The organism is Psychromonas hadalis ATCC BAA-638 (assembly GCF_000420245.1).
In the GTDB taxonomy this organism is placed as follows: domain Bacteria; phylum Pseudomonadota; class Gammaproteobacteria; order Enterobacterales; family Psychromonadaceae; genus Psychromonas; species Psychromonas hadalis.
This window is the reverse complement of sequence record NZ_ATUO01000205.1, coordinates 1-5469: the sequence shown is the minus strand read 5'-3', so window position 1 is coordinate 5469 and position 5469 is coordinate 1. Positions and strand designations below refer to the sequence as shown.

General features: G+C 36.9%; 7 protein-coding genes. 2 read left to right on the top strand and 5 right to left on the bottom strand.

All coding sequences use genetic code 11. The features are described 5' to 3' along the window. Positions 1-293, top strand: a 293-nt coding sequence (locus tag G322_RS23030; protein ID WP_156873992.1) for an integrase core domain-containing protein, incomplete at its 5' end; no start/stop codon positions are given. Positions 294-593: 300 nt separating this feature from the next. Here the strand turns inward: G322_RS23030 and G322_RS0117195 are convergent. The 4 genes from G322_RS0117195 to G322_RS0117180 form a co-directional block, all read right to left on the bottom strand. Then, the gene (locus G322_RS0117195; protein WP_156873991.1) at positions 594-968 is read right to left on the bottom strand and encodes a hypothetical protein; all 375 of its coding nucleotides are present in this window, start codon (positions 966-968) and stop codon (positions 594-596) included. 64 nt (positions 969-1032) lie between these two features. Next, a complete protein-coding gene (locus tag G322_RS0117190) occupies positions 1033-1266 on the bottom strand; it encodes a hypothetical protein (RefSeq protein WP_022942939.1) in 234 nt (77 codons plus the stop codon). A 69-nt stretch (positions 1267-1335) separates the two neighbouring features. Further along, positions 1336-1596 carry a hypothetical protein gene (locus G322_RS0117185; protein WP_022942938.1) on the bottom strand — a complete coding sequence of 87 codons (261 nt, stop codon included), beginning with the start codon at positions 1594-1596 and terminating at the stop codon, positions 1336-1338. Between the two features lie 114 nt (positions 1597-1710). After that, positions 1711-2946 carry a tyrosine-type recombinase/integrase gene (locus G322_RS0117180; RefSeq protein ID WP_022942937.1) on the bottom strand — a complete coding sequence of 412 codons (1236 nt, stop codon included), beginning with the start codon at positions 2944-2946 and terminating at the stop codon, positions 1711-1713. Positions 2947-3035: 89 nt separating this feature from the next. On the opposite strand from G322_RS0117180, the gene G322_RS0117175 reads away from it, so the two are divergent. Continuing rightward, complete coding sequence (locus tag G322_RS0117175; RefSeq protein ID WP_022942936.1) at positions 3036-4871, top strand: hypothetical protein; 1836 nt, start codon at positions 3036-3038, stop codon at positions 4869-4871. Positions 4872-5179: 308 nt separating this feature from the next. Here G322_RS0117175 and G322_RS21250 read toward each other — a convergent pair. Continuing rightward, positions 5180-5469 (bottom strand): IS66 family transposase (locus G322_RS21250; RefSeq protein WP_022942935.1); only part of this gene is annotated, 290 nt, incomplete at its 5' end.

Here is a 5469-nt window from a genome sequence, read left to right as displayed (position 1 = left end):
ACTCAGATCAAGGTGTGCAATATAGTGCGAATCTATTCAAGGAGTGCTTGTCATTACACAATATTACTCAGAGTATGAGCAGGAGAGGTAATTGCTGGGATAATGCAGTGCAAGAGCGTTTCTTTAGAAGTTTAAAAAGTGAATATTTAAATGGACTGAGCTTTATTAATCATAGATCTGTGGTTGATGCAGTGACATTTTATATTCGTTATTATAATAATAAACGACTGAATTCTGTAATTGAATATATGACCCCTGCTCAGAAAAGAAGAAAGTTATTAAATGTGGCTTAACAACCCTCCAAAAATACTTGACCATTACAAATCGGATGTTAAGCGTATGGCTTTTATTGCTATCCTCCCAAATATGATACGGGTGTGAATCAATTCGTTTACTTAGCTCAAGTTCAACGTCTATACCGTAACCATCCAAAGTGGCTACGGTTTTTCTCACGCCTTGTACTACTGTTTTCAGTTTTTTAAATGCTTGTGCGAAGGTAAATAAGTCAGCCCGTAAAAAGTGAGCACACACAATAACACGCTCAGGAAACCCTGTGATTATCCCCACTGCAATCCCATGGTTAATAGCAGTGCCTAAAAAAGACTCAAAGGTAATACGATTACTTTTCTTACGACCTTTAGGGTAAAGAATGCCACTGCAATATAAATCACCAATACCAACCGTGTATTGGTAGCTGACACTTTACTTGTGCGTGATGTAGTCTTTCCGCCTAGCGCAGAAAAGTCATATTTAAATTTGGAAGCAACTACCTCCGTATACTTAAGACTACTTGAATCCCGTTGCTTTAAAGCCTCTACGACAGGGTTTAAATCAACCACGTACTTCAATACTGATGGTCTACTCGCACCAGCTAATGGCATAGGCACAGGCATGTCACTTTTCTGTCCTAATACCATCGGCTTAAAATCGGGCACTGTAAGCCCATTACCAATCATCTCTTTCATCATTTTTCTCCTAATACAAAAAAGCCCCTATAAAGGGGCTTGTCATACATTCAAAATAAGCTAATCATTAAAAGCCAAGTGCTTCCCAGTCAGGTTGGTACGAGGTATCTTTGCCTACGCTAGCAACCGCTTTAGACAATTCTTTAATGATGACCTTGGCATTATCTTTATCTTTCTCCTCAATAAAATGAATGAGGTTGTTATTAATATCTGCAATAGCAACACCTGTATCTGTAATTGAAACTGCGTTAACTGATGCAGGGTTGAACATGCCCGTAGGCGTTGTAATTAAATGAGTCATTTTATGACATCCTTCTTTAGGTTAATGAGCGGTTACACCATGTAACCATTCGGGGTAAATTTGATTAAGTTATAAACGTGTTGCTAAACTTGCTAAGCTAAGTTTCTCTAGGCTTTGTTGTGCTATCTGTTGTTCCTGCATTTTATTTTCCCACTCAATAACGTCAGCCATTTTAAATCTAATGGGCGAGTTAGAAGCCAACCCCAACTTGATGAACTTAGGTAAAGATTCAGGAGAACGGCTACACAGCGTGTTGACTGTGCTGATAGCCATCGAATAACGCTGAGCAAGGCCAGCTTTGGTGATAAATATTGCGTTACTTGAGCCCATAATTTATTCCTTGTTAATGTAAGCAAGGCACATCGCCTTGCTGTCGGAATTAAATATATAGATTCACCAACAATTCATCGTTTCTACGTGGGGAACTATGGGAAATGGTTGTTTTTAGCTATTAGTTGTACCAAGTAGAGGTAAGTCAAGACACTGCGGAATCATTGACTTACCGATATTTTGAACGGCGCTAGATAATATTTCACTTTTGACAAATGCATAGTGTTTTTCAGTGACGCTAACAGAGCCGTGACCTAATAACTTACTTACTGTGTAGACATCAACACCTGCAGCTATAGCGGTTGAAGCAAACGTTTTACGCAAAGTATGAATGCGGACAGGTTCACTGGAAAAACCCTCTCCGCCCTTACCTGCATTCCCACGAACAGCAATGCCAGCACGTTTACAGATACGCACAAAGGTTGAGCGGGGGTAGCTAATAGGAGAGTCAGGTTTACGTGGTGATGGAAATAAATATTGATTACAACTCATATGCATTGCAGTTTTCACAACCCATTGTGCAGGCTCAGAGAGGTAAATAAGTTGCTCTTTACCTTGCTTAGTATCTGTAAGCAGTAACTGTGTACAATCAGCTGATATTTGTTTTCGTGTCAGGTTAATACCGTTACTCACGCGCATTCCTGTTAATAGCAAAAGTATTAAAGCTAACGCACTATGTGAAAAGCAATCACCATTAGGATTGGCCTCAACAAAGGCTGACTCCATATAAGCGACCGTTTCCTCAGTACTAAGAATTCGCTTATCAATTTCACATTTATTGTAAGCAGGGACATATTTAACAGGATTTCGTTCAATTAACTCTAATCGCTCTGCACTACTAAAAATCGCAGATAATAATGATCTGATTCGGTCACACGTTTCCAGTGATAGTCGCTCTGGCAGGTTATTAATTAATGAAGCTACATGAATCGTTTTCACCGCTGAAATAAACATATGGCCTAATACAGCTTTCACATGACATCGGTATCGTGATTCATCGTCAGCCCAGCTTTTTTTAGTCTTTCTAGAATAGGGAAGATAAACAGTGTTGAAATAATCATCAATAATGACTTCATCAGCAAGTACAGCGATGTCAGTACCAGTTAACTTTTGATAAATAGCATTAGCTAATCGTTCAATGTCTTTGACCTTTATAGCTGGATAGATACCGATATCCACATATTTAGGGCGACCATTCTTGTACTTACATACTTTAAGTTTCTTAACGTCATTCTTTCCAACAAAAAGACGACAATATGGAAGCGTAATGAATTTATACTGCGTATTCACACCATCTACACAACATGCATTCTCAATGGCTTTATTTTTCAATTCTAATGGATGTATCACGATAATTTCCCTTCTGATTAATAAAGAAGGCATTACACTGTAATCAATCTGTTATATCGCATTAAGTCGGGGATGTTGGGGAAATTTGCATGGGTAATAAAGACGAAGAAGTTGATAACGGAAAAAAGTTTAAAGAAGATGCTTCTGGCATTAAATATGCCCCGCATGAAGAATATCTACTGCGAACAAGCATATCAAAGGCACAAGTTAATCTAATAAAGTGCTTATTAGGCATAGGTGAGGTTCAATCGTCACCAGTGCACTTACCCGTAGATAAAAGGAAACGTTGGGATATAGATTTTGACTATTTTTCAGATGTTCATTTAAAAAAATTACTTAATAAACCTTTTAAAGCCAATTACGCAGAGAAAGAGTACGGTAGTTACTGGGCTAAAACTACCGTGGGGATAATGGAACCTGCCATCACCCCCGTAGATAAGGCAGTACGAAAAAATAGTACCCTCTGTACGGATAAATCAACGACAGCATTAACACATATCATCAACGCTATAGCGCCATTGGAAAGCAAGGCTAGTGGTAGCAATAAATTTCTTCCTGTAACGCTATTATTACCAGAATTATCATTGAAGAATTTACCCCACGACTCAATACCTTTTACTAAATCAAACTGGCAACATTACACATTATCCGCATTTGAGTGCGGTAGATTGATAAAAAAAGATGATGAGCATTTCATACTAAGATTATTTTTAGCATTTTATTTCATGGGATTGGCAAGCGGTAAAAAACACGTCAGCAACAACAGTGATATTTTTCTTAAATTATTATTGTCATCAGGACAAATAGATAAGTTTATCTTTTACCATCAAGATAAAAAGAAAGATAATGATAAAAATGAAGATATAGTTAAAGTAAAAAACGATGACTTATATGAACGCAAACTACCTGACATATACAAGATTTTCGCTAATTTTAATGCAATTCAATCACTAAACGAGGATGAATCAGCCAGCTTAGGCTTTAAAATTAAAATATTATTACCATCAAAATTAATGCAACCACCTTTTCATAAATTTGAATACATTTCAGCAAATAAAGACCTTCAAGGTAAAGACAAAAATTTTTATACACACCAAATTAAAAATTATAGAAGTGCATTGAATTACTTATTACCCATTGTAAAATCCGGCACTGCAATCACATTTAATATCCCTATAGAGCATGCAGAAGACCTAGGTGAAGACCTGTTAAAGAAAGCGTTAACCTCGCCACTCATCATATTACCAACAGAGTGGAGAAACCTTTTGCTAGGCGCAAAAGGGGCCGCGGTAGGAGAAAGCGTATATAAAAAACAACCAGTTGAAGTTAAAGATAAAGATGAAAGTAAGTCTAAAGGTAAAAATGAAGAAAAAAATATAGCTCCTCCTTTAAAAAAGACGCCATATGAGAATATGTTACAGAAAAATAATATAGCCACTTATAAGGATTTCATTTCATTATCAGATACTGTAATTCAATCGATTTTCTCAAAACACTTAGGAATTAATGACGATGCTGAAGTTAATGACGATAAAAAGGTTAACTTCTTTATCCGTTCAATACCTGATATCGATGAAAAACTTAATATCGCTATAAATGTACTGAAAAGAAAATTTAAGAGAGATGAGCTGGATAATAGGGATACTATCGAATCACTCAGCAACGCCATTACCAATACAAAAATAAGCTACAGGCGAGCCCAAGAAGATAGCGACGAAATAAACACAATAGAGCCGTTCACAGTTAAAATAGATAATCGCAAGAAAATTATAGAGTTGGAAGATGTAGATGAATATGTAAATCAACTCAGCATTCAGCTTGAAAAACTACAAGCCAAATATCCAACGCCCGTAGGTTTCACATGGCACAGATATGAAAAGAAAGATGCTAACGGTTATTCCGGCGAATTTAGAGCGTCATGGTAATGATATGTGTGTACTTATTATTCTATTCCCCAACGAGCTTAATACACATACCCATAACCAATTGAATTTACGGCAATTAAATAACTTATAATTACGATGTAAAAAAAAATAGTGATAGCCAACCCCACAATAAGGTCGGCTATCTCATAGTTACAGTAGTAAATAGTACTCACTACTTTCTACTATATAAAACTCTGATATTTCAGCAAACATTTAGCAGTTGATATGACTAATCAATAACACCTAGCCTCAATCATATAGCAGACCAAAAGTTACAAAATGAAAGGTAAGCGTCTGGGTAATGGCACCTAGCTACGCTTAATATTCCATGGTAGCAACGCATCAATATCATTCGGGTTTTCAGCAATCTGCTGCAAGCAGGTTGCGATATAATCATGAACAATAAGATCATTCGCTTTTGCTGTTTCAACCAAACTATATAAAATTGCACTCGCGTTCGCACCTGTATTGGTGTACGAGAATAGCCAAGCCTTACGACCTATCACAAAGGGCTTCACTGCACGCTCTGCTCGATTATTATCAATGCTTAACCTGCCATCTTCGAGATAACGCTGGAATTTTTTAAATTGATTTAAGC

Bases quoted from the DNA above. Each gene is read 5' to 3' on its own strand.
- G322_RS0117195 (WP_156873991.1), bottom strand. From the start codon at position 968: ATGATGAAAGAGATGATTGGTAATGGGCTTACAGTGCCCGATTTTAAG.
- G322_RS0117185 (WP_022942938.1), bottom strand. From the start codon at position 1,596: ATGGGCTCAAGTAACGCAATATTTATCACCAAAGCTGGCCTTGCTCAG.
- G322_RS0117190 (WP_022942939.1), bottom strand. From the start codon at position 1,266: ATGACTCATTTAATTACAACGCCTACGGGCATGTTCAACCCTGCATCA.
- G322_RS0117175 (WP_022942936.1), top strand. From the start codon at position 3,036: ATGGGTAATAAAGACGAAGAAGTTGATAACGGAAAAAAGTTTAAAGAA.